The 20,436-nt window shown below is 57.4% G+C and carries 20 protein-coding genes and 3 pseudogenes; 6 read left to right on the forward strand and 17 right to left on the reverse strand.

The annotated features are described in order from the left end of the window. From AC0L2M_RS33575 to AC0L2M_RS33600, 6 genes are all read right to left on the reverse strand, one after another. On the reverse strand, positions 1-267 hold a 267-nt coding region (locus AC0L2M_RS33575), incomplete at its 3' end, for a hypothetical protein (RefSeq protein ID WP_473537107.1). Between the two features lie 274 nt (positions 268-541). Further along, a complete protein-coding gene (locus tag AC0L2M_RS33580; RefSeq protein ID WP_473537108.1) occupies positions 542-1,999 on the reverse strand; it encodes a hypothetical protein in 1,458 nt (485 codons plus the stop codon). 115 nt (positions 2,000-2,114) lie between these two features. Then, entirely contained in the window at positions 2,115-4,082 is a 1,968-nt protein-coding gene (locus AC0L2M_RS33585; RefSeq protein WP_473537110.1) for an HsdM family class I SAM-dependent methyltransferase, read from the reverse strand. A 242-nt stretch (positions 4,083-4,324) separates the two neighbouring features. Further along, entirely contained in the window at positions 4,325-5,182 is an 858-nt protein-coding gene (locus tag AC0L2M_RS33590; RefSeq protein WP_473537112.1) for a hypothetical protein, read from the reverse strand. A gap of 159 nt (positions 5,183-5,341) precedes the next feature. Then, positions 5,342-5,659: a hypothetical protein gene (locus AC0L2M_RS33595; protein WP_473537113.1), complete on the reverse strand. Its 318-nt coding sequence runs from the start codon at positions 5,657-5,659 to the stop codon at positions 5,342-5,344. A gap of 490 nt (positions 5,660-6,149) precedes the next feature. After that, positions 6,150-6,437 carry a helix-turn-helix domain-containing protein gene (locus AC0L2M_RS33600; RefSeq protein ID WP_473537114.1) on the reverse strand — a complete coding sequence of 96 codons (288 nt, stop codon included), beginning with the start codon at positions 6,435-6,437 and terminating at the stop codon, positions 6,150-6,152. A 335-nt stretch (positions 6,438-6,772) separates the two neighbouring features. Between AC0L2M_RS33600 and AC0L2M_RS33605 the strand changes: the two genes are divergently transcribed. After that, a complete protein-coding gene (locus AC0L2M_RS33605; protein ID WP_473537115.1) occupies positions 6,773-7,450 on the forward strand; it encodes a recombinase zinc ribbon domain-containing protein in 678 nt (225 codons plus the stop codon). 563 nt (positions 7,451-8,013) lie between these two features. Here the strand turns inward: AC0L2M_RS33605 and AC0L2M_RS33610 are convergent. The 9 genes and pseudogenes from AC0L2M_RS33610 to AC0L2M_RS33650 form a co-directional block, all read right to left on the reverse strand. Then, a complete protein-coding gene (locus AC0L2M_RS33610; RefSeq protein WP_473537116.1) occupies positions 8,014-9,939 on the reverse strand; it encodes an ATP-binding protein in 1,926 nt (641 codons plus the stop codon). 214 nt (positions 9,940-10,153) lie between these two features. Then, positions 10,154-10,348 carry a hypothetical protein gene (locus AC0L2M_RS33615; protein ID WP_473537117.1) on the reverse strand — a complete coding sequence of 65 codons (195 nt, stop codon included), beginning with the start codon at positions 10,346-10,348 and terminating at the stop codon, positions 10,154-10,156. Between the two features lie 15 nt (positions 10,349-10,363). Continuing rightward, positions 10,364-10,747: a hypothetical protein gene (locus tag AC0L2M_RS33620; protein WP_473537119.1), complete on the reverse strand. Its 384-nt coding sequence runs from the start codon at positions 10,745-10,747 to the stop codon at positions 10,364-10,366. A 416-nt stretch (positions 10,748-11,163) separates the two neighbouring features. After that, complete coding sequence (locus tag AC0L2M_RS33625) at positions 11,164-11,514, reverse strand: hypothetical protein (RefSeq protein ID WP_473537120.1); 351 nt, start codon at positions 11,512-11,514, stop codon at positions 11,164-11,166. Between the two features lie 10 nt (positions 11,515-11,524). Further along, positions 11,525-11,788: a DEAD/DEAH box helicase family protein gene (locus AC0L2M_RS33630; RefSeq protein ID WP_473537122.1), complete on the reverse strand. Its 264-nt coding sequence runs from the start codon at positions 11,786-11,788 to the stop codon at positions 11,525-11,527. Beyond that, positions 11,785-12,012 (reverse strand): hypothetical protein, encoded by a 228-nt coding sequence (locus AC0L2M_RS33635; RefSeq protein WP_473537123.1) that lies wholly within the window; start codon positions 12,010-12,012, stop codon positions 11,785-11,787. The genes AC0L2M_RS33630 and AC0L2M_RS33635 overlap by 4 nt, the downstream gene beginning before the upstream one ends. Positions 12,013-12,300: 288 nt before the next feature. Next, positions 12,301-12,554, reverse strand: a pseudogene (locus AC0L2M_RS33640) (cytochrome P450); the annotation flags it as partial. A 5-nt stretch (positions 12,555-12,559) separates the two neighbouring features. Then, positions 12,560-13,627, reverse strand: a complete 1,068-nt coding sequence (locus AC0L2M_RS33645; protein ID WP_473537125.1) for a cytochrome P450 family protein — start codon at positions 13,625-13,627, stop codon at positions 12,560-12,562. Between the two features lie 171 nt (positions 13,628-13,798). Then, positions 13,799-14,490: pseudogene (locus tag AC0L2M_RS33650) on the reverse strand (OmpW/AlkL family protein). 661 nt (positions 14,491-15,151) lie between these two features. Between AC0L2M_RS33650 and AC0L2M_RS33655 the strand changes: the two are divergent. Beyond that, positions 15,152-15,799, forward strand: a complete 648-nt coding sequence (locus AC0L2M_RS33655) for an antitoxin Xre/MbcA/ParS-like domain-containing protein (RefSeq protein ID WP_473537126.1) — start codon at positions 15,152-15,154, stop codon at positions 15,797-15,799. 315 nt (positions 15,800-16,114) lie between these two features. After that, entirely contained in the window at positions 16,115-17,248 is a 1,134-nt protein-coding gene (locus AC0L2M_RS33660) for a porin (RefSeq protein WP_473537128.1), read from the forward strand. Between the two features lie 320 nt (positions 17,249-17,568). Here the strand turns inward: AC0L2M_RS33660 and AC0L2M_RS33665 are convergent, their stop codons facing one another. Continuing rightward, complete coding sequence (locus AC0L2M_RS33665) at positions 17,569-19,245, reverse strand: tetratricopeptide repeat-containing sulfotransferase family protein (protein WP_473537129.1); 1,677 nt, start codon at positions 19,243-19,245, stop codon at positions 17,569-17,571. Positions 19,246-19,471: 226 nt separating this feature from the next. Between AC0L2M_RS33665 and AC0L2M_RS33670 the strand changes: the two genes are divergently transcribed. Next, positions 19,472-19,537, forward strand: a complete 66-nt coding sequence (locus AC0L2M_RS33670) for a hypothetical protein (RefSeq protein WP_473537133.1) — start codon at positions 19,472-19,474, stop codon at positions 19,535-19,537. A gap of 25 nt (positions 19,538-19,562) precedes the next feature. Here the strand turns inward: AC0L2M_RS33670 and AC0L2M_RS33675 are convergent, their stop codons facing one another. Beyond that, the gene (locus AC0L2M_RS33675; RefSeq protein WP_473537130.1) at positions 19,563-19,829 is read right to left on the reverse strand and encodes a hypothetical protein; all 267 of its coding nucleotides are present in this window, start codon (positions 19,827-19,829) and stop codon (positions 19,563-19,565) included. A 21-nt stretch (positions 19,830-19,850) separates the two neighbouring features. Here AC0L2M_RS33675 and AC0L2M_RS33680 point away from each other — a divergent pair, with 21 nt between their 5' ends. Together AC0L2M_RS33680 and AC0L2M_RS33685 are read left to right on the forward strand one after the other, a co-directional pair. Further along, positions 19,851-20,231, forward strand: a complete 381-nt coding sequence (locus AC0L2M_RS33680) for a helix-turn-helix domain-containing protein (protein WP_473537132.1) — start codon at positions 19,851-19,853, stop codon at positions 20,229-20,231. Continuing rightward, positions 20,218-20,436 (forward strand): annotated as a pseudogene (locus AC0L2M_RS33685) (adenosine kinase); the annotation flags it as partial. The gene AC0L2M_RS33680 and the pseudogene AC0L2M_RS33685, both read left to right, overlap by 14 nt.

Consider the following 20,436-nt stretch of genomic DNA (forward strand, 5'->3'; position numbering starts at 1 on the left):
ACCCGCTACCTCAACATGGATCATCTGCGCGAGCACAAGAAGGAGAACCTGAGGGCACTGGCCGCCTGAGACGCGGCGCCATGTCCGCCGCTCCGCTAAACACGGGGGCTGCGCGGCGGACACGCCAATGTCACCGCTGAATGCCACGCCATTTTTGCAGAACTTGACGCACACAACTCTGCGAATGGCGACTGTGCGATTACTCTTGCTGGTAAAGGTCAGTGGTCCGCCCCGGTGACTGTGGCTTCCCCAGACGTAGGTATACAATATGCCGCTCATCATGCGCTCTCATCGGCTAAGCCTAGGCTTGAATCAAGGTTGCACCCAGCGAATGGAAATCCCCCCAACCTCCTTCAGAAGCGCGTATTTCGTGACGAGCGATATACGAGAGCTCAATCGGCAAAATAGAATTCTGCACTCGGTGTTCGTTCACAAAGCACTGTGAGAACCCTCAAATTTCCATGGTCTTGCTGACTTTCCGGAAAGCGGTCGTTTTGCGGACGTAGAGGCTGTCGCATGAATCGTTTTGACGCGACGCGCTTTAATTCAATTTGCGAGACGATTTTACGGTCTTTTGCCCGGCAAGGGCGTTCTTTCGGCAAGCTTGGAACCAGTGTCTTCTAGCAATTTCTACAACCTCTGAAATAGCCTCCTTGTCGGAAACATATTTTGCCGCGTTTTCAGACGCCAGTTCATGGAAGCGTCGCTGGTCCTTCTCAAAGAGTTCGACGATCGCCGCCGCTTTGGTTGCGGAGGTTGGCACCTCAATGTTGCCGACCAAGCCGAGTTGGCGCAGCATCGACACATAGCGCACTCGCTCATAAGATTTCAGGTCTACGGCTTTGGTTTTAGTCCGGATCGTTCCCTCTTCAAAAAGCGGGCGTGACACTTGGATCAAGGCGCCCGCCGGGATGTTTACTAGCTCCAAAATCTCTTCCTTTGGCAAAAACGCGCGCGGAAAAAGGGGAACCAGGTGTTCCAATTCTTCCCATACGCGCTTGCCAGCTGTTTCCGCAGGACGCTGGTTTCGATTTAGCCCCGTGACATTCATTTGGCGGCGATTGACCCGCATCTGGGACTCAACATCTTCGATGTTACCGCGCCATCTGGCATAGCTGGCATACAGTGGATCAAGGAAGGCGGCGGCGACGCCGCGAGACATTCCCAGCGCGACCAGGAGCGCGCTATCGAGATCGCGCCTGAGCTGCACTACGGTCCCCGTTCTCGACGGGCATGGAAGCATCTCGCCATTCTGTCTGATAGCTTCGAAGGCAGCCAACACCAATTTTCGCCCTCGCTCGTCGAACAGGCGAATATCAGGCACCTTGATTTTGCGAGCGGCAGGCGGGCCAACGTCAAACGCCCCTTCCACGCCGGTTGCGACACCTTCAATAAGCCGGCCCATCGCCGCGAACGTACTGTTGAGCACGGCGCCTACGAGTTCTGAATTGTCTTTGTCGATCGGCTCTGCGCCGACAAAGCGTCCGTTCAGAACCGCTCCATGCGGGTTGTGCCAAGCCCCATAGTCATATGCAGAATTGTACGGCAACACCCATTCACTTGTAACCAAGGAGCGGACCTGAATGTACCAACCAGCATCACTGCCGTTACTTTGAACAAGTTCACCTTGGTGAATCCCGATAAGCTCACCGAGGCGCACATACTCGGCCAATCCATGACGGAGCCTTCCTGACGCCGGGCATAGGTATAGATGCTTCGTATCTTTCGAAATAGCGAAGAGCCTTATGTCGCCGGCGAATAGTTGATGGGGATTGAGAATAGCGGGACGCAAGTCTGCAGAGGCTATTTCCCCTCGCCAACCATCTTGGCCCTCCACCAAAATAATTCCCCGGCGGGACAAAAGCTCCCCGCCAGAACTTGGGTTCGGCAGGCGTTCGACGAAGAAAAAACCATCCGCTCCTGTCTTCAAACCGAGCCTCACGGTGGCAAATGTATGCAGAGGGACAAAATCTTCCCGTACGGCCAGCTGCAAAGCCATCTTTGGGGCACGCAAGAACCGCGCTCGCCAAGCCGATCCTGTGTAGCCTACAGCGGGGCTGTGATCGTCCAACGCTAAAGAGCCTGTTATATGGGACGGATGCACCATCTCGGTCCTATTTTGCGCCCAACACGCGCAGCTGCATTTGCGAAACCGCGCTCCAGTCCATGTCCTCTCCTTCGCCATCTCCACTTAGGGCTAGAATCCGGTCGCGAAGCCGATCTACTGCTCCCATGTGTTCGACAGGTGAATCGTGTAATCCAATCAGGTTACGCACGGTCTTACGGAGCGTGACAAAGCGCACAATGTTTCCATCGCGCGTAGCTTTATCGGAGCATTGCCGAGCAATTGTTACCACGGTTCCAACGCGCGCTTCGGAAAACCAAGCCTCCGCGCCGCTTTCGATAAAAGCTTCAATCGCGAAATTGTTGAGAAGCCATTCCTGCAACGGCGCTCCGTAGTCGCTGTCCAGCCACTCTCCAGAGGTTAGCAGTGCCAGGTAGCCTCCCGGCTCGAGAAACTGGGCACCATGAAACCAGAAATAGACGTGGTAGTTCGCGGATTTTGGCAGTTTTTGAGGGGAACGCACGCGACTCCCTTTGCCAAGGACGCCGGCAACTTCCGCCTGACGCTCTTTTCCCAACTTGTGTATGCGGATGTACGGCGGGTTCCCTACAACAGCTCTCATCGGGGGCAGGCCGATGGTGACCATCTCCCGCGGCTCTACAGAGGCATCCAACGGAAGCTGCATGAACTTGTCACCTGGCTCAATGCTGAAGAAACTTTTCGTCGCAACGCGCGGGTAGTTATTCTCAAATTCCAGCTGCTTCGCCGCAAGGTTGACCGTCGCGATTGTGGCCGCGAAATGAGACACGTCCACACCGAACAATTCGGTGAGGCGATCTTGATGCGACTGCGTTGGGCAGAGCGCCTTCTTTCTCGTATAAGCGCGAACGAGAAATGTCCCGCCGCCGGCGGCCGGGTCAAGAAGATTTCCTTCGCCATTCGGCAGAGCAAAAGAGAGCATCAGGTCTACGACGTCCGAGGACGTATAGTGTTGACCCCATTCATATCGCTCGTTTGGTTCGATCAAGCGCTCAAAGAGCCTTCCGAGTATGTCGTGATCGATAGTACTTAAGTCAAAATGCTCAATGTGCTCCACCATTCTCCTCCAGAACGGCACGCAGCTATCAGCTATGAATGCATACTGCGAAACACGATCCCATGAAAATAGCGTCTCGTAGTCTCCGGAGATTCGTCGAGCCTCCCCGAATTGGAAGCTTAGCATCTGGGCTGCCAGCTTTGCATTGGTGGAAGGAGGTCCAGGTAAGGACAGCGCTTCTAATCCAGGCTTTGATCGCCTCAATGCTTCATAGAACAATAAGCGGGTAACGAAGACATAAGCTGTCAGTTTTGCGGCGCGCTTAACTTCGGCTTCCCATTTAGCAGGATCGTGCGTCCATCCTTGCTCGTCGACCATCCATTGAATCAATGCGCCTTGGAATGCAGGATCGGATGCGCGCTGCGCATGCATCGCATCTCGGATCGCTGCGACGGGAGCAGTCATCAATTCGCGCAAGGCTTCGACAAAGAGCTCATCAGGAGCCATTCCGGCAGGTTTCGAGAGCCCGGTAATGATAGGGGCAAGATCGTGAAGCGCACTTACCCAGGCCTTGGACATCCGGGTGAGAACGATAGGATCATCAAGCTCTTCGCGGAGAAAGGCCTCCCCGAGCACCTCCTTGTGAACGATCTTTGTAATGAGGGAACCGGTTTGCTGGGTATCGATGAGGTAGAGCGATTTAGCATCGGACGTGAACGCCCATCGGCATCCGTGCGCCAGAGCTTTGGATACGGCATCTCGGAGATTTTCAAAATCGAGCGGCGAGGGATTGGCGTGATCAGGAAGTCGAATTTCTCCACATAGCGCCGCTTGATCCCCTTGTATGATCAGGTCGCTCCGCTGCCTGCTGCCCGGTACATGTTCCTCAACTTTCACCTTGTGAAATCGCCACGCCGGATTGGCAGCGGCGGTCTGCTCCCACCACTTGCTAACCTCAGCCGCAAAACCCCACTCATTCACGCCGCATATCTCCGTACACGCACACTGGTTACGCCGGAGAGCTTTCGGAACAATTAACCATCTAAATGTTAGATTTAATTGGTTAGTGCTTTGTCATTTAAGGACCATTTCGGGGGAGTTCGCAAAGGTTTACTGTACGCGTCCTTTAGCCAGTGCCAGGCTCTTTGGCTCCAGTTTCTCGCCAACGAACCCGCCATGGTGAGTTCGGTCCACGCGCGTGGCGCGCCAGGGGCCATCAACCCCTACGGTTCTGGTGGGGCAAGCGAAATCACGGACCAGCCCTTCAATTCCTGCAAGTTAATGCGCTGCTCCTCGGTAATCCGGTCTCTATGCATTGCGATGCATACGACATGACGTGCGCGGCTCGCAGCCACGTAGAGCTTCTGCATGAAGCTGGCTCTGATTGAGACATTGGTTTTTGGATGATGCGGATCGTAAATTGGCTTCGGGGTGGCCTCGTCCAACAAGAACGGCAGCATTTCCTGCACGTCGAACAACTGCTTGTAACGAGTCTCCAACACGAGGGTAGCGTCGTGCGTTTCGCCTTTCACGCCGTGAATTGTTGAGACTTCAACCGCCACGCCGTTCGCGCCTAGGAAAGTATTGCCCGGCATGACAGTCGGCTCCGCCTGCGCGTCGCCCAGTTCGGTGTACAGATAGGGGCCGACGGCCGCGGCGTTGATATTTATTCCGCAGCAATCACCAAGTCTTTGTATGATTCCGGGCCATGCTTCCGTGAAGGCATTGGCCCCATCACAAGCGCCGCCATAAGCGTCCGGAAACCGGTGGAGGTTGCTCAGGGCAATTGGCGTCTGGTGCCCAGCTCGGTTAGGGGTCGTTTTATCCGCAAGCCTCAGCAACTCGACGACGCTCTGCAGCAGTACTCCATACCGTGCGTGCACGTTGCCGACTTCAAGCTCGGTGCAGAATCGAACCGCCGCGCAGAAGGTTTCCGGCGCTGTCGTCTTTATGGACCTGCTCCGCTCATACGCAGGCCAGTAACTCTGTATGTTGAGCGGATTGTTTGCACCAGCCACATTCTGCGCGACGCCACCGACCGCCTTTACGCTTCGACGATGAACCGGCTGAAGTTGCGCCACAATCTCAGTAAAACGTGCCAGAACGCCCCCGATAGTTGTCTCATCGTACAGAATGACCGTGCAGGCCGGACAGCCAACTACCTCGGGGCGCGTACCGGTTAGCCGTGAGAGCACAGCGTGCGATTGTTCGCCGTTGCGGCTTTTGACACGGCTGCGGCATCAGCAGCGACGCGCTGCCGAGAGATCTACTGGGATACCACAGATGTCCGAAAGCCGACGACGGTTGAAGACCCCAATGAAGTCGTAGGGTTCTGAAGTTCGCGGCATAAACCAGTACAAGACTAGAACGTCATCCTGTCCACCCTGTTCAAGCGCACGCTCTGAACAGGCTCTGAGATTACGGTCAAATTGCTCCGGTTGCACTGGAGCGCCGACTGCGACGGCGATTGTCTGCATTTTGTTGCTGGCGCCGAAAGTGATGCCCGAGTGAAAGAAAAGATGCGGATTACCGCTCGTCTTTCTCATTCCCTTCTTCATCAACTTCTCAATCTGTTTCTGTTGCGTGATGTCAACATTCAGGAGACGATGACCGAATCGGGTCCAGCCGTCAGGCAGCCTCTTTTCTAGAGAGGTTAGGAGTTTTGCCCAGAAGTCGGTGGTCGCAGCAGACGGTGACGACAGTCGAACACCTCGGTTTTCGTCACGGACATACTTTAGGGTGGCGGATAAGCCATACCAGGCGTGGTGGCTTCCATCATATTCGTCCTCACCGATGTTGAATCGGGTCCTGCAGCATGAGCGGCGGCTACTTCTTCGTCACTTAACTGGTCCGACCTCATTTTCATCTCTTTGCCGCCATGACGATCTCTTTACAAACGCCAAGCACATCCGGGCGCGTGCCTTCCATCGATCTCACTGTCCGGCCCTGCGCAGGACGCCTCGAACGGGATGCCGAGTTCTTCGCCGATCAGATCGCGCACGAGATCTTCGAAGTCTGCCCCGTTGAGGGGCACGGCTGTTGGTCGTGTCAGTTATCGTCCAGTCGACGGGCAAGGCGGACGCCTGGTCCCCGTCCATTCTGTGAAATGAATTCGATCCCCGCCGCTTCCAACGCAGAAGATATCGCCTGAACTGTTGCCGGCCTAGGGAGCGTTTGAGAGCTTTCAATTCTGGCGAGCGTACGAACTGTCACTCCAGAGGCGTTTGCCAAGTCCTCTCTCGTCCAGTCAATCAAGGCCCGAGCTGCTCGGATCTGCTGAGGCAGTATGTCCGTTTTCATGACATTCATCTTGTTAAAAGTCACAAAAAGTGACATAAGATGGTGACTAGCGGCCGCACCGGTGCTCGATACACTCGGTGCGGCCTGACCACTACCAAGCTGTTAGGAGCTCGGATCATGGCTGATTCCGACAATACCACGCCTTTGTCTTTCGTCACCCGCAGGAGGGTACTTGGTGCAACGGCGATTGCAATCTTAGGATGGGAAAGAGGTGCTTTTGCCGATAAGGCGCCGGCAGCAGCTGTACCTTCCGATCCCGCGCTGGCGATTTGGCGGGAATGGTACAACGCTCACGAACTGAGCGAGCGCCTCTGCGATCAAAGTGCGCACTTGGAACGCACGCTCGTGGAGACCGTCGGTTATACACCAGATTGTTTCAATGGAACGGCAAGCTGCACCACGGCAAGCACGAGCCTCTGGTATCGATCGAACTATGGGAGCGGGTCCAAGGCGTGCTGGCCGGCCGTCACGCGACGCCTATCCACTCCTACGGCTATGAATTTGCCTTCAGCGGTCTGATGACCTGTACCCGATGCGGCTGCGCGGTAGTGGCCGAAATCAAAAAGGGCAAATACGTCTACTACCACTGCACCGGTCACAGCGACAAAGGCCGCGGCGGCTATGCCGGTTGCCGCCGCAAGTACGTCCGCGAGGAGGTCCTGGAAGAGACCTTTGGCGCCTTGCTGGACAAACTCCATTTCGATGAGGAGGTGCTGGATTGGGTCCGCGACGCGCTCAAGGCCAGCCACGCGGACGAGCGTAAGGAGCAGGAACAGGCGATCCAGCGATGCCAGAAGGAATACAAGCGCCTCGAGGATCGGCTTCAGGCAATGTACCTGGACAAGCTCGATGGACGCATCGACAGCGCCTTCTACGATCGAATGTCAGCGCAATGGCGGGTCGAGCAGACGCGCCTACTCCGTGAGATCGAGCGGCATGGCGAGCCGAGGAATCATACATGGAGGATGGCGTGCGCTTGCTGGAGTTGGCGCGCAACGCCCGCCAACTGTTCGCCCGGCAGGCTCCGGGTGAGAAGAAACGGCTTCTAAATCTGCTGCTGTCGAACTGCACATGGGACGATGGCAAGGTTCGCGCTGTCTTTCGACAACCGTTTGATTTGCTTGCCGAAACGACTGCGGCGCTATCGACTGAGCAGTCCCAAGGGATCGTCATGTCGAAAGGACATCCAGTTTGGCTAGGGTTCCTAGAAGCTTGTCGAACTTTCCTGGGTCGCGCCCCAGCCCGAATTGCGTGCGCTTATGGGACAAATTGGGACACCAGATTCGGTTTTACGAAAAATTTGAGGAGGGACCGACTTTCTGGCGGCGCGTTCCTCCCTGGTCGTGAACATCAGCACGAACCTCCTATAGTTCTACGTGCTGAATGGCGGCTTTGCGCTTCAATACGGACACGGCAGTCGCGGTCTCCCCTGAAAACTGCCATTCCCCGAAATGGACGGCATGGTCGCTTGGGGTGGGAAGGCGACTGGCGGCTTTCTCGGGCCGGTCTGCAAGATTACACCTGCATTGATCGTTGTCATATGCCGTATTGACCGCCGCAAGTGTCATGAAGGCATGCACGGCATGTCACAGAGAATATGGCGCCGAGACTGCTAGAGTATCTCTGCTTGCCGAACCGGAACGGGCTCCAAAAATCGCTTCAATTCCTCATGCTGGTCAGCAAGGAAAGGCGCGTCCTTGACGCGGTCATGCAGGGTCAAGAGGCGTTTTTCCGCCCGCGCGAGGATCGTACTATATAGCATAGGGACGATCTTGACGTTCTCCCCTTGCTTCGTCGGCTCGGTTTCACCTGGAGCTATACGATCTCCCATAACAAAGCCGTTGACCTGAGCAAGAACGTTCAAAGCGCCCCGAGCCCGCAATTCCTTCACATATCGCCAGATCTGGTCCTTTTCGACACTTCCTAGGGGCAGGCCGGTGGTCTTCAGATCAACAATAACCACATGGTCGATGCCGTCCTGTTCAAAATCTTCGTTAAAGGACGGGCGTCCATAGAAGGCGACATTGCCGTCAGGTAGTGCCACAAAATCCGGCCGACTGCGACTTCCCTTGCCTTTTGGATCTTTGAACAATGTTTGGATGACCTTCGTCATTCCGACATTTGACGTGTACTCAATGCTCTCGAACTGAGGGCCGAACATCCAAAGACCGCGCTCAAAAAGGGGCTGAAGTTCGTGAACCTCGTCGATGCCGACTTTCTTGGTCTTCATCCGAAGCTCATTGATCAGTTTCAAGCGGGTTTGGATTTCGTCAAGCACGACCTTTGCCATGCCTATGGTCCACTGACTGAGTATCTCGTGAAGTTTGTCGTAATCCGTCGGCTCGCAGTTATGTAGCAATTCAAGCAAACCGTATTGGGTCTGAGACTGCTCAAGCTTGGTCAATATGCCGGTAAGCTGGGAGACCTCCGCCTCCCCAAAATTTGGGCATTTCTCGACGATCTCATCGATAAAATTTGAGACGCGCTGCTTGCTCACAGGCGAAAGCCGGTTGATCGTATTGCCGTGCTTTTCGATCACGGCGCTTTTGGTTTGCTCCCGCTCACCTTGTCCGATGGCGTGAATGATCTGCCTGATGCGGTCTTGGACAGCGGCACGAGTGGCCTGCCACGCACTGTTGTCACTATTGAAACCGCTCCAGTCCGCAAGGATCGCATCCTTCTCATTCAGGAAGTCCGCCTTCACAATAAAGGTGAATCGCTTCGCCTCCGACGTTCGGCCATCTAGCACCCGTTCATAATCGCTGCCGCTCCATTTGCAGTTTCCGACCGCTCGGCCCTGAACCCACCACGCGATGCCATGTTGCCTCGTGCTCTTATCCGACTTCTTGGTATCGATTTGGAGGATTTCAACCGTGCCCAGCCCTTCGACCGCTACTTTGCTCTCCGAGATGAGATCAGGAATGTCACTGAAGGTTATCGGACGGCCGTTGATGCTTACCTTGAATGCCGGATTGGCGAGGAAACCACTGCCTATAATTTCGCGCGCTTTGTCCTCTGCCAGACGGATAGATCGGGGAGCCCCGTGGCCGACAATTTTTGTGCCGTGGCCTTGGACACCTTTCGGTGTAAAGGAGACTTCGTCTAGGACGAGGGGGTCGCTATCGGTACGATGCACCCGACATATGAACTCCTGACCATTTTTTCTTGAGGTGATCAGGTATTCGGAGGCAAAACAAAAGCTTGCAAATCTGCCTTTTCCATTTTTACCAAAGACTTGGCGCGGCGCTCCCTCGGTATCAGAGGGAGGCTCCACTTTTAGACCACCATGAGCGATCCGGTTGTAGGCGAATGTCCTCCAAATTCGCTGGAACTCGTCGCGTATCATGCCATGACCGTTGTCCTCGATTTCAAAGACTTGGCCTTCCTTAGAATCCGGCCAGGTGATGTTGACCTTCGTCGCATAAGCATCCCAAGTGTTGGCTACCAGTTCTATTATAGCAGTGGGCGGATCGTTGATAATCGACCCGGCATAAGTCTCTAAAAATCGCTCATCGTAAAGAAGGCTATTCTGGTCCACGATACCCCCCACGCCCGCCTGCTTAGACGTATGGCAGAAATTATTGCGCTATCCAAGGCATACCCGACACATTCAAAGCGGTGATGACGCTCGCACTGACCGACGATCCGAATGACAGCGCAGAGCCTCGCCTTCTTCAGCGCGACGTCTCAACTCTCCTGAGAACAATGCATTACCAGGCATTACGGGTATCTGAATTTCACGCCGTAGGCGGCTAATCAGCCGCAATTGCACCGAGCACCCCCTTGATCTTCTCGGCGTCTCTCTTCAGGATTTTCGCTGCACAGTCCACGCAGTAGTAGTCCCAACCGCGCTCCTTCTTTACAGCGAGCCGGCGGCCGCCCTTGGACAAGCGATGGACGGGGTTGCCTTGGCAGTCGTGCCCGCGCTGCACAATATCGATCTCCACGTGAGGGTCTTGATTCTAGGCATTGAAGACCACCTTCGTGACACGTTCGACGATTACAGCAAAATCGGTTTCGATGGTGTCCAGATCGGCCTGGGTAAGCTCGCTGCGCTCCCCAGACTTCCTGCCGACTAGCTTATTGGCCTCCTCGTCGATCGCGCCCTTCATCACAACGAAGTTCGTCCGATTGATTCGCTTGCGGTCGAGGTCATGTCCAAGGTGATTGATTTTCCTTGCAGCGAAGATCCCGCCGACCTCGGTTTTGATACGAGTGTCTAGGGCGGCGCGCCCAGCTTGACGTTGGCGCACCTTGGTGACCGGCACGGCATCGAGTTGGTCCATCGCCTGAGCCACCACATCGCCAGTGTAGCCGCGCTCTCGAAGCTTGCGGATCATCGCCAAGGCTTCGACATCCTCAGGGGAATCTCCTGCAGCACGATGTCGGACTGCGACCGCACCTCGACGTTGTTTCCGGCCGTTGGCTGAGCGGGATCGATCTCAATCTCGTCGCCATGGGAGAAGTCCAGGTCCTCCATTGGTAGCAGGGCGTCAAAGAACTCCTAGTCGGCACCGGTGTAGTCTTAGAAGTCGGACCATTGCCGGGCGACGTTGGCCCCTGCGTGGAACACGACTACGCCCCGGTTTACCGAATCCTCGGGCGCGTTTTGCTTCACCACCCGCATGATGCGGCCGACGAACTGCACGAACGGCGAAGATGCTGAACACCGCCGGCACCGCCAAACGCGGATGATCGAAGCCCTCGCCGAGCTTGCGAACCTGGACGATTACGTCTAGCTCATTGTCCTCAAGCTTCTTCATTACGCGCGCGTTTGCCTTGCCGTGCTCAAGCGAATGCACGTAGCCCGCGCGACGACCCGTGCCTGATACGCCTTCACGATCTCGCCGCAGTGGACGAAGTTCAGTGCTGAGGCGATGATCTTGAGGTTGTTGTCGCCGCATTCCTTCCGCAGCCGATCAAGCTCGCGGATCGAGGCGTTCACGATGGTGGTCATGGTCGCCTCGGATGAGACGATACTGCGTCTGAAATCGGAATCGTCCTCGCCCAGCTTTAGCACCTCGTCGAGACTGACCTCAATCTCCTGGCCATCCTTCCGCCGCACGTAGCGCAATGTTTTTGGATTTAGGACTACTGCCTTGAGCCGATTCACGTAGCCGGCTCTAATCGCTCGAGCGACCTGGTAAGAATAGATGATCCTGCCGGCCATGAGCTGGCCGTCGGAGCGCATAGGGGGTGGCGCTGAAGTTGACGACGCGGGCGGCAGGGAACTTCGCCTTCAGTAGGTCCCAAGAAGCCGCGACGTTGTGGTGCCCCTCGTCGAAGAGAATAAGGTCAAAGTATTCATCGGGCAGGCCTTGCAACCAACGGTTCTCATCGCCTTGGAGCTGTTGGATGTTGGTCACCACGACGTCGGCGGCGTTCAAATCGCCCCGGTCGTCGTCTTGCCCCGGATCTCGACTGGCTCCGGGCACGGGGCGCCGATGACCTTTGCTTTCTGGTAGAACATCTCAGGGTTGGACGGATCGAAGTCTTTCAGCAGCTGGTCCGCATTATTGATGTTCGGTGCCACGACCAACGTGCGGTTCGACTGGAAAGCGAACGGTGAGATCGTGATCGTCCCCGATTTACCGCAGCCGACGGGCAGCACGACGCCTCTGTTTCTCTGAGGTCGCGGTGGAAGTTGTGCCAGAACCGTTCGGTCTGCCTGTCCTTGACGTGGTAGACGAAGGCTTCCTGTTTGGGCAGGAGCGGAATCGCGAAGGAATAGATGGGCGGTTTGCTGCGGGAGAGGCGCTTGCGAGCTGCTTCAGCTGACAGGCCGTGCTCGGAGATAAGCAGCTCGGCCAAAGGTGTAAAGTCGGGCCAGATCGTCACGATCCGTCGGGAATCCCAGTAGTTGTTCCCGCTCGGCTTCGCTCAGCGTGCTTGCGCATTCGCCCATCAGCGCGATGATGATCATGGCCGGAAGCGGAAAGGAGAGGTGGCGCCGCAGGTCGGCGGGCTGGGGCTGGGCCGCCAGCGTCTTGAACAACTGCGCGGCGATCGCCTCGACCTGCTGCGCGAGCAGCTTCACCCTGCGGTTGCTGAAGGCCGGCGCCACGATCGTGCGTAACCGGGCATGCTCGCCCCCTCGTGCGAGACCAGCCACCCCGGCGAACCAAGAATCACCGAATCCGGGGTGAATGCCGCACTCTCTAAGTGATGGAAGTGCGGAAGGTGACCGGCAGGCGCTGCGGGCAGCGAATGACGTAAGACGGCATGTGGACGACGTCCTCCGCGGCGATGGTCAGCGCCAGATCCTCCAGCCGCCCGAACAGCGCGGGGAAGGCGCAGCGCAATTCCAGGCGCGCCAGCTCTGCGCCCAGGCAGGCATGCGGCCCCTCGCCGAACGACAGGTGCGGGTTGTGCCGCCGGGTGACATCGAACCTGTCGGCGCCGGGACCGAAGGCCTTTTCGTCCCGGTTCGCCGCATGGAACGCCATCAGGACGGCGTCGCCGCGGCGGACCATGCATCCGTCGATCTCCACGTCCTGGGTGGCATAGCGGAACGGCAGATTGGCCACTGCGCTGCCCCAGCGCAGGATCTCCTCGATCGCCTGTGACCACGGAACTTGGCCGCTGCGCACCAGGTGCAGTTGCTGCGGATGCGTCAGCAATGCCAGCACGCCATTGCCGATGACGCCGGTGGTGGTCACGAAGCCCGCAGAGAGCACCATGAACAGCATGTCGATGAGCTCGCTGTCGGAAACGAGCTCGCCGTTGTCGCGCGCGACGATCAGTGTCGAAGCCAGATCGTCGCCGAGCTGGCCCCGCTTGAGCGCGATCAGGCGACGGAAGAACTCCGGGATGCGCTGCCGCGTCTGTCGCACCTCTGCGGCTGTGGCGGAGGTGTTGGCCCGGCTGTAGGTGAGCGCGACGATCTCCTCGCGCTGTTCGTCCGGCAAACCGAACAGTTCGGCGATCAAGTTGGTGGGCAGCGGAACGGCGAACTCGCACATCAGATCGGCACTGCCGCCGCGCTGCGCCATCTCGGCCAGGAGTCGATCGACGCATTGTTCGATCCGTGGCGCCAGCAAGGCGATCCGACTGGGCGCGAAGCTCCTGGACAGCAGGCCGCGCAAGCGCCGGTGATCGGCGCCATGCGCCGTGACCATGTTGTCCACTTTGCACATCCCGATCAGCGGATGATCCTCGGGAATCTCGCCGTCCTGCAGCGCCCGCCACTGTCGCCAGTCCCTGTTGAAACGCTGGTCGGAAAACATCCGCCTGAGCGTCTGGTGACGGCCTGCCGCCCAGGTCACCACATTGCCTGGCAGCGACACTCGCGCCATCCCCCCTGCTGCAGAATCGCAGCAGACAGACTATTAAGTTGCGTGGGAGCGACCGACACACCGATCGGACTTCGAAAAGTGCCCCCTCAGTGTGCTTCGTCCTTAGAAGCGGTAGGTGAGACCTGCGCCTACCAGCCAGGGATCGAGCGTGGCCTCGCCTGTTAGCTTGGCGCCGGCGACAGTGACATCGAAGTCTGGCTTCAGGAAAAGCTTCTTCACGTCGAAGTTGACGCCCCAGTGCTCGTCCACCATGTAGTCGAATCCGACCTGCAGCGCGGCGCCGAATGTGTTCTTGACCTTGAGATCATCGGCGCTGCCGGCTTGCTGATGATAGAAGATCGTATAGTTCACGCCGGCGCCGACATAGGGCTTGAAGGCGCCGAAATCGGTAAAGTGGTACTGCAATGTGAGCGTGGGCGGCAGCAGCCAAACCTTGCCGATATTCCCCAGCCCGCCGATGGAGCCTTGGCCTGTGATGTTGGCATAGGTGGTGCCGAGGATAAGCTCGGCTGCGACGTTGTCCGTGAAGAAACACGAATATCGAGTTCCGGCGTCACGCTGTTGGAATACGAAAGACCGGAGCCGGGCACCGCGTTGACGTAGCTCGAATCCTCAGTGATCACCCCCAACGCCCGCAGGCGGATCTGCCAGGGGCTTGGCGCTTCCGCGACCCGGCCTCCTGCCTGCGGGACGCTCGCGGCTTGCCCAACATCTGCCGCGCCGGCCTGTCCCGCAACCATGAGGACGACAGCCGCTGTCACTGCCCGCCCCACGCCAATTCGCGCTCTCGCCATGCTCTTCTCTCCTTGATCTTCAGAAACGACGCAATATTCGCCTTGATTGAAACCTGCTCGCATCAATCGAGATTGACGGAGCGCTCATGCGGGATCGCCCCCGCATGTGTCGTGCCAAATGACAAATCATTGCAAAACAACGCGATCACTCTGACAGCGCTGTGTCTCATGTCCGACTTCGTCGAAAATCCGACAATGAGTGCAGCCGTCGCCGGGTAGCCGAATGCAGTCCCCAGTCGCCTCGGTTCTGGGACGGCAACGGGCTGCACGTTTCAAAACTCTCGGAGATTTCACGCACGTATCGCAGAGTGGGGACCCTGGACACCCCCAGATCGGGTTGCCAGCGTAGCAGCGGGAGTTGTCTATGGGACGCGGCCATCTGCAAACGCGATGGTATCGTCCGGAATATTATATTGGCGAACTCAACACCACGTCGCGCATACTTGCAGCTGGCGGGGACAAACGCCCATGATCGTGGGGGGGCAAAGACAGTCGTCCATCGACGTTCTCCCCTTTTTTATTGAGAGGCACAAGTTGAAACCGCAAGACGGCTGCTAGGTCGCGAGCATACGAAGACGCAACATGTCGCCGTCCTCCAAGCTTCAGGTCTTCAACGCTCTTTCAGCGGCTTGCTGAGGGAATGCTATTGGGAAAGCCACATATGTCCGGGTCGAGTGATCTTGCGAATGAAAAGCGCCAGAGCGAGCTTTCAAGCTTTGTCCTGAGGGAGGTGCAGCGCATTCTCGCCCAATGTGATGAGGCGAGGCAGGTTGATAGGGCAGCTGTTGCGCCTGCTTCCGCCGATTTGACTGCCGTGGCCGCTGAATTGCTTGGCAGACTGGAGGCCGAAGCAGCGCGACGGCTGAACGCTCAGGCGTGTGAGACCGCTTCGCGACCCCGGCCAGCCGATCATCCGCTCGGGCATTCGGTACTGAAAGATTATCCGAGAGAAGGCTCGCGCATTGCAGAGTGGGCCGGTCCAGTTGCTGGCTCGACGCATCTCGAGAGACGTTTTGGGATACCGCGGTCAACGCTGCATTGGTGGCAGCAGCACAATGATGTGGTTGCCTTTCGAAGAGGCTCCCGCAAGCATGTATTTCCCCTGGCTCAGTTCATCGACGGCAGGCCCATGCCCGGAATCCGGCAGGTGCTCTCCTCGATCTCCGATCCCAGATTGGCTTGGCTGTGGCTGATCAGTCCCTCGCCTCTTCTCAAAGGCCGCGTTCCTATCGAATTGCTCAGGGAAGATACGAACACAGAAGTCGTTGCGTCGGCCGCCCAGGCCATTTCTCTGATTGGAGATGTCTGACGTTGGTCAGGCGTCGGTGGTTTTTCGTGCAGATTTGATGCGTACGCAAATAGTCAATGTACCAATTGTGCGGTTTGTATAAATGTATAGTTGTTCAATTTGTGCAAGTAATACTGATAATTTAGTGATAAAAATACAACTGATACTGCAAGCTTTGGTCGGAAGCGGAGTTTGAACTTGCACTATTCCGTCCGGTGAATAGCGTTCGAGCCGGGAAGGATGCTTCGTAATGCGCATCTTTTTCGATCGTGGGGACAAGGGAGCGGTTCGTCCATCGACGTCCTCGCCCTTTTCAAATCATTCAAGGAGATCAAAATGAACATCAAGAGCCTTCTTCTCGGCTCCGCTGCGGCGCTGGTCGCAGTATCCGGTGCGCGCGCCGCCGACGCCGTCGTCGTTGCCGAGCCGGAACCCGCTGAATACGTCCGCATCTGTGACGTCTACGGCGCTGGCTACTTCTACATCCCCGGCACCGAGACCTGCCTGCGCATCGGCGGCTATGTCCGCTACGACATCGGCGTGGGTGATATCGGCACATTCTTCGGTGCGGGGACCGTCGACGTCGAGGATGGCGACGATCAGGATACCTACTGGAAGCGTGCTCGCTTCTCGCTGAAGACCTGGACCGGCCAGGAAACGGAGCTCGGCACGTTGAAGACGTACACCGAGACCCGCTTCAACTTTCGCAACACCCAAGGCGATACATCTCCGCTCCTCAACGAAGCCTACGACAGAGGCGTTTCGCTGAACTTCGCCTGGATCCAGCTCGGTGGGCTGCGCGTCGGTAAGGACGAATCGGCCTTCGATACGTTCAGCGGCTACGCCGGCAACGTCTTGAACGATACGCTGGTTCCCTACGGTGGTTTCGACACCAACGTCGTCCAGTATTACTTCGACGCCGGCAACGGCTTCTCGGCCGTCGTCTCGCTCGAACAAGGTTATGGCGACTTCACGATCGACAGCTACGTCCCGCATGTCGTCGGCGGTGTGAAGTGGACGCAGGGCTGGGGCGCGATCACCGGCGTCATTGCCTACGACAGCAACTATGAAGAAGTGGCCGGCAAGGTTCGCCTCGACGTCACCCCGATGGAGAACCTGTCGCTGTTCATCATGGCCGGCTACGGCACCGACGACAACTACACGGACGGCGGCTTCGCAATCCCCGCCAACGGCCGCGGCATGTACAAGCTGTGGAGCGGCAATTGGGCAGTTTGGGGCGGTGGCACCTACACCATCAACGAGAAGACCTCGTTCAACACCCAGATCTCCTATGACGAGGGCGAGAATCTCGGCGTCGTGGCGAACATCGCCTACGATATCGTCCCCGGCCTGACGGTCACGGCCGAAGCCGCCTACTTTCATCTTGGTAATGAGACCGTCAGCAACTGGACCGGTGCCGATGACGACGACAACTTCGGCGGCCTCCTCCGCTTCCAGCGCTCGTTCTAATCAGTAGCGTTTGACTGAAATCGAACTCGGCGGGCAACCGCCGGGTTTTTTCTTGCGTGATGCGTGGCGCCGCCAACGCCGGCGATAGTCGTTCTCTGCTGGATCGGCCTTCAATTTCTGAATCTCAACGCCGGCGAATGGCATCAGCCACCATGCCCTCCTAATCCCAGGGCGGACCGACGCGAAGCGGAGCGCAGACCCTGGAAATGACGAAGGGAGGGATGCTGACCGGTGCCGGCCGCACGCTAGTAATCGGCCGGCGAATCTATGCGCTTGCGACCCCCCCCCCGGCCCACACAATGCGGATCACCGACCTCAAGTCAAATCTCTGCAAGATCGCCCAGCGACTGTATCAGCGGCTGAATCTTGTTTTCATAATTCTTCCAGCGCTTGACGGACGATCTGTAGATCGGTTGACGAACCTGCCAGCGGCTGGGCGTGTTGACCGAACCATCCCTATCAAAAAAGCGCAGGCAGGCGTCACCCCAAGGCAGCCCGAGATAATCTATCAGGCGGCGTGACTGAGCTTCCTGGTCCTCGACCAGCGTTTCGTAGCGATTTTCGAAGATAAGGCCTGGAAAGACCTTGTTCCAATGCTGCATCAGGCGGTCATACTCGCGATAGTACAGGCCTAGTGTTTTCAGGTCGGTGTTGTAGCTGTGCCCCTCGCTAAAATTGAGGACAAAGCAGGAGACGCAATTGTCGATGGCGTCACGACGGCAATGAATGATGCGTGCGTTGGGGAAGAGAAGCCCGATAAGGCCGATCAGTTCAAAATTGTGCGGCATCTTATCCACGACGCGAAGTGCGGCAGGCGCCCGCTCCCGCAAATAGGACAGATGCTCTTCGGCCAAGGATCTGGACAGGTCTTCTGTGATCAAGGTGATTGGCTGGCTCAAATCTCCAGCCGATGATGTCTTGAGGCCGATCGCATTCGCGACCCGCCTTAGTTTGCTAAGCTCCCCTGCGCCATGAACATCGGGATGGCTGGCGCAGATCTGCTCGGTGAGCGTCGTCCCCGAGCGGGGCATGCCAACCACGAACACAGGCACTTCGGAAGGATTTCCATAGCCGGCCCGGGCAGCCAAAAAGTCCGGCGTGAAGGTTTCAATCATCGAATCGATCCACCGACGATACAAGTCAATGTCGAACTTGTAGCCGGAGGCTTGTTTCGCCCTGTTGAAATGGTCGAATGCCTCATCATAGCGCTTGAGGTCGTTCAGCACCTTGCCGGCGGCGAGATGGAGTTGCTGCGCGCCTTCCGAACCAAGTTTCGGATTACCGAGTTCACGAAGGATGGATTGGAGCTCCTCGGACTCCTCGGTGAACTTTCGTGTCTGTACAAGGTCGTTGTAGGCAGCCGGCACCCCAATACGGCGATCGATCGCTTCTTTCAGATAGACGGCGGCTTCATCCATACGCCCCATGCCGCTGAGCGCGGCGGCCAGCCCGGCTCGCACCTTGGGATGGTCGCGGTTGATTTTCAGCGCCTTCTCGTAAAGCGGCAAAGCCAAATCGGGTTTGTCAAACGCGGTGTAAGTGCGCCCCAATGCACAAAGTGCTTCGATAAGGCCGGGCTGCAGTTCCAAGGCATACTGCATATGCCTGATTGCTGGCGAATACTCGCTGACCTTAACATAGGCCTCGCCCAGGCTGAGGTGGTAGTAGGGGTTTTTAGGTTCCTCGCCGACCGCCCGTGCGAAATATCGCAAGGCCCTCTCATCATCGTAACCCAGGTATACGGTCCCCAGGATGTACAAGGCGAGCGGATGATTTGGCGTGCGCTCCAGAACCCGAAGGCATAGGTCCTGAGCCTCGTCGAGCCGCTTGGCCTGCTGAAAGGCATATGCCTGTTTCAGCAGCGCGTCGTCGGCCTGTGCACGCGATTGGGCGTTGCCTTTCTGCGGGTTCACTGGCTTCGCTATCGGCACCTTCGCTTTCGGCGCGGGTCCGGGCTTGATGTGCATTGACCAGGCAGGTGGGAGTCGATTGTTCATGCTATCTCGCTAGCAAAAGAGATATCTCGCTAGCAAAAAGAGCGGCGGGAATCCAGCATGATGGTCGCAGCCAAGGCGCGAGCTTGCGCGCCAACTGTGCCGCGGTAGCAAGAAGGCCCTTTTTGAACGAGCCTTTGCCATGCGCCAGCGGGCTCCCCTCACGCTGATCGGCCAATGGCGCGTCCACTCCGACTGAAACGATCCTCGCGATCACCTGCGCGATCGCATCCGCCGCGCCGTTTCGCGTGGCCGCGCACTGATGAATGGCGGGTACCTGGATTTTCTCGTCTGAAAAGGCGTGGCAATCCGCGCCGTATTCAGCCGCCGAACAGGTGCTTGCTGCCGGTTGTCACCATCCAGTTGGCGCGGTCGATATGGCTGCGGACTGCTTTACGGGCGCGGACCGGTTCAAGGATCGGGTCGATGCCGAGAATGCGATGGGCCATTTCCTCTACGCTGGCATTATAGGCGCAGGCATCGGGGATGCGCAGGTAAATGGTGCGATGTTGCCGGTCGTAGCTCGTGATGCTTTCTGACCAAGGGACTTCGTCAGCAATCGGCAGAGTCGATTTCGGCTGTAGCATCGCTAATTCTATCTCCGGAATATGGCCGCCGCGAAGGTTTTCCCCAGCGGACTGGAAGCACGATGTAGATTACATATTATAGTTGATAAATTTAAGCTGCCCAATCCGCTGACCTTCGTGCATGGACATGCGCAGGTGGTCGGACGGAATGTGCAGAAAATCAGGCAAAAAAAGCGTCTGACGCAGGAACAGCTTGCTGAGATTTCCGGATTCAGCCATCAGTACATCAGCGGTCTGGAAAAAGGCCGCAGAAATCCGACCATCGTCACGAACCCGCAGTTGCGTGAGGGCGCTGGATCAAGCGCATGCGGCAACGCTTTTCAACTCGCTAGACCCTCCCGCGGCCGGCGTGGCAGAAAGCCGGTGGTTTTTCGCGGAGACATCATTGATGCCGAACTATGACGTGCTTTGTATCGGTAATGCCATCGTCGACATCATCGCCCAGTGCGACGAGGCATTTCTGCAAACCAACGGCATCATCAAGGGCGCGATGAACCTGATCGACAGGAGGCGCGCCGAACTGCTCTACGGCCGCATGGGCCCGGCCATCGAAGCCTCCGGCGGCAGCGCCGGCAACACGGCGGCGGGCGTCGCCAGCTTCGGCGGC

This window comes from Mesorhizobium sp. WSM4806 (genome assembly GCF_055811635.1).

What these genes read in the sequence shown, in the direction of transcription:
- AC0L2M_RS33595 (WP_473537113.1), bottom strand. Translation starts at nt 5,659, where the DNA reads ATGAAGAAGGGAATGAGAAAGACGAGCGGTAATCCGCATCTTTTCTTT.
- AC0L2M_RS33680 (WP_473537132.1), top strand. Translation starts at nt 19,851, where the DNA reads ATGGCCGCCGCGAAGGTTTTCCCCAGCGGACTGGAAGCACGATGTAGA.
- AC0L2M_RS33660 (WP_473537128.1), top strand. Translation starts at nt 16,115, where the DNA reads ATGAACATCAAGAGCCTTCTTCTCGGCTCCGCTGCGGCGCTGGTCGCA.
- AC0L2M_RS33645 (WP_473537125.1), bottom strand. Translation starts at nt 13,627, where the DNA reads ATGTTTTCCGACCAGCGTTTCAACAGGGACTGGCGACAGTGGCGGGCG.
- AC0L2M_RS33580 (WP_473537108.1), bottom strand. Translation starts at nt 1,999, where the DNA reads ATGGCTTTGCAGCTGGCCGTACGGGAAGATTTTGTCCCTCTGCATACA.
- AC0L2M_RS33655 (WP_473537126.1), top strand. Translation starts at nt 15,152, where the DNA reads ATGTCCGGGTCGAGTGATCTTGCGAATGAAAAGCGCCAGAGCGAGCTT.
- AC0L2M_RS33675 (WP_473537130.1), bottom strand. Translation starts at nt 19,829, where the DNA reads ATGCTACAGCCGAAATCGACTCTGCCGATTGCTGACGAAGTCCCTTGG.
- AC0L2M_RS33600 (WP_473537114.1), bottom strand. Translation starts at nt 6,437, where the DNA reads ATGTCACTTTTTGTGACTTTTAACAAGATGAATGTCATGAAAACGGAC.
- AC0L2M_RS33665 (WP_473537129.1), bottom strand. Translation starts at nt 19,245, where the DNA reads ATGAACAATCGACTCCCACCTGCCTGGTCAATGCACATCAAGCCCGGA.